2 protein-coding genes are annotated in these 1,794 nt (G+C 58.0%); both read right to left on the minus strand.

The window, feature by feature from the left end; translation table 11 throughout:
- Positions 1 to 12: 12 nt before the first annotated feature.
- Complete coding sequence (locus ET21_RS0118105; protein WP_156029286.1) at positions 13 to 1,320, minus strand: hypothetical protein; 1,308 nt, start codon at positions 1,318 to 1,320, stop codon at positions 13 to 15.
- Positions 1,321 to 1,427: 107 nt separating this feature from the next.
- On the minus strand, positions 1,428 to 1,794 hold a 367-nt coding region (locus ET21_RS28585), incomplete at its 5' end, for a hypothetical protein (protein ID WP_237751600.1).

Genomic DNA, 1,794 nt, shown 5'->3' on the forward strand with positions numbered 1-1,794 from the left:
TCGCTGCCCGCTTCAAGGCACAACCATCGCGGTAACAATCGGGCGGTTACCGCCGATGCCTCTCAAGACCGAGTATAGAGTAACTGTATCATCCTCTTGCAGTTTGCTCGATCCTTCGCCTAGCGTCGCAAGAAGTCGCTTCTCCTCCCCCTGCAAAATCCTGACGCCCTTCGTTTTCCATGTGAAGGGATGTTCCGCATAACGGAGAAGGCCAACGTCAGCCAACTGAGCGACTCCGTAGAGGGGGATCTGACCCAATGCCCGGCCCATCTTTGCCAGGCCCAAGGTTTTCTCAGAAGCCAGACGCTCAATTTCTGCCCGGTCCAAGGCTGGAAAAACTTCGCCGCGCCTTATTCGGAACGCAGTCCGCAGGGTTCCATCCCGCCGGGCGGCGCGCAACGTGGCGCGTGGGCGCTTGAGCAGAAGTTCAGCCTCCATGAAATCAATGGAAGTCTCCTCGCCCTTGCCTGGCACAGATATGGCTTGCTCAGCTTCATCAAAAATATCTGTTATTGGTTCTGGAAGATCGATCCTGCCGCGACCGGTCAGAAGTTTCGCAAGACGACTGAGATGCCTGGACCTCGGCTCAACATGCTTCGGTCTGCCACCCAGCAAAAGACGTGCAGTGGCCGCCTCACCTGCAAGCATCCCCTCCACCACCTTGGCGATGGCCTTCGATAGGAGCATAGGCCGTTCCCGCCAGACGGAAAGATCTCGCGCCGTTCTCCTGATCCCAAGTTCCGCCGATGGAACGAGCGTCAGAATAAGTTCGACCGCCTGTCCAGGAGAAAGCACAGCAACATCTTCTGGCAATCGGCGTAGTGCGGCCGCTCTGGATGCCGAGTCTGGCGACAACAAATCTGCATAAATTTGCAGGTAAGGCCGCCAACGGGCTGGGATTTTGTCCACAATCATGTCTGTCAGAAGAGTGCCGCATCCGCTGCAACGGAGAATATCCCGTACCGCGGTCCAATCTTGGTGCGCACCGCATGTGCAGCGATAGATCAACGGCTCCCAACTAATGGGACAGAAAGGGAGGAGTTTGATCATCCATGCAGAGCGGTGGATCGGCTTTTCGCGTAACGACCCCGGCGCAAAACGCCGCTCGCGTGTGGACACGTCTGTCGGGCGCATCTCCACGTCCCGATATGTGAAGCGACCCTGGGCGTCGGTGTGGCCACGGCGGTAGACAACCTCTGCGATGGGGATGCCGAGCACTGAGGCAATAGCCTCGGCACTAGCGTCTCCCCGTAAGATGTCCACGGTGCGGTTCCTATACGCTTGCCCGGCCTCCCGCAGAATAGACGCCAGGTGGGGCATCTCATTCTCCTGCATCGTCCTGACGGAGAAGCCTAACAGGGATTCTTCGGGGTCCAGATCCTCAAGCGGCCACCATACGGAATCCGGAAGGAGATCAGTCTCCTCGATCAACGGAGAGAAGCGAGCGGATTCACCGCGCCCTCACGTGGATATTTCAGCAAGAGCGCGTCGCCGGCAGAAATTAGGTCTTCAAGGGAAATCTGATCGCTGTCGCGACGAAGGGCGCTCCGCAAAGCCGTGCCGATCAGCCACTTCAGTCTGCCTATGAGACCTTCACAGATAACAAGAAGCGCTCGAGCTCGAACTTCTGTGTCGAACTCCGAGAGAGATCGCAAGATGCCGCCGTCAACCAACCTGGCGTCCAGCTCCTTGCATAACCTAACCCATTCGTCGGCGTCTTTGGACCACGTTTTGCGCGGCAAGCCTGTGGACCGGCGTGCAAAAGGGACCCCGTTAGCGGGGTGATCGGCGTCT

Source organism: Sphingobium sp. DC-2 (genome assembly GCF_000722555.1).
Taxonomy (GTDB): domain Bacteria; phylum Pseudomonadota; class Alphaproteobacteria; order Sphingomonadales; family Sphingomonadaceae; genus Sphingobium; species Sphingobium quisquiliarum.

What these genes read in the sequence shown, in the direction of transcription:
- ET21_RS0118105 (WP_156029286.1), bottom strand. Translation starts at nt 1,320, where the DNA reads ATGCCCCACCTGGCGTCTATTCTGCGGGAGGCCGGGCAAGCGTATAGG.